At 43.7% G+C, this 1,019-nt stretch carries 1 protein-coding gene; it reads right to left on the bottom strand.

Annotation, left to right across the window (positions count from 1 at the left end; translation table 11 throughout):
• A partial coding sequence (locus tag A3761_RS22195; RefSeq protein ID WP_068750897.1) for an efflux RND transporter periplasmic adaptor subunit occupies positions 1-944 on the bottom strand: 944 nt, incomplete at its 3' end.
• Positions 945-1,019 lie beyond the last annotated feature (75 nt).

Raw genomic sequence — 1,019 nt, 5'->3', positions numbered from 1 at the left:
TCATCAACAAGAATTCCTGGATAGCTCGCACCTATCTGCATATTAATCCGCGCAAACATCCCTGGCGTGAACTTACCATCTTCATTGCTAAATACTGCACGCAGTCGTATTGTACCCGTACTGATATCAACCTGATTATCAACAAAATCGATCACTCCCTGATGCGGATATGTAGTTTCACCCGCCAACCCCATAAATACAGGAATATTCATTTCATCCAAACGCTTGCCTTCTCCTAAGCTACGCAAACGAGCAAAGGTTTTTTCGTCAACATCAAAATATGCATGTGTTTTATCAGTAGAAACCAAGGTAGTCAGCACTGTGCTACCTGCAATGACCGAGCTCCCTTTTTTCACACGGGCATTAGAAACCTGGCCATCAAACTCAGCTTTTACGGTGGTGATTGCATCGAGGACTTTAGTTCGTTTCAAGTCTGCCTTCGCACTTTCTACTGCGGCAATAGCTTGAGTTAAGCGGGTGCGACTGTTATCGAGCTGCTCTTGAGAAATCGCGCTTTTCTTACGTAAACTTTCTGCTCGTTTTAAATCACGTTTAGATAATTCTATTTCCGCTACATTGCGTTTAACTTCCGCTTCCAGGCGCTGAACTTCTGCACGCACCGTTCGATAATCTACCTGAAATAGCAAGTCACCCTTCTTGACATAAGCTCCATCTTCAAAGCCTACCGATAGTATGTAACCAGAAGTGCGCGGCATGACGACAATACTGTCTGAAGCTTCTAGACGACCTGTATACTCCTTCCAGTCACTAACCTCGCCCTGTATTACCTCTGCAACGGTCACAGGAGGTGGCGGCATTGCGGCCATTGCTGCTTCAGGGTTTTCTTGATCTTTACCATTTTCACTACAAGCAACAACTGTTAAGCAAGTGACTATAACGACAAATAACCTGCTGATACCAAACCTTAAATTAAACGTACTCATTCGTTCTTCCATTACTTGTGTATTAATGTATTTGTTATAGAAACGGAGATACTACCAACTTCACCCAACGAATCC

The organism is Oleiphilus sp. HI0123, assembly GCF_001635315.1.
Note: the sequence above shows the minus strand (reverse complement) of the source record. Positions and strands in the feature narration are given on the sequence as shown.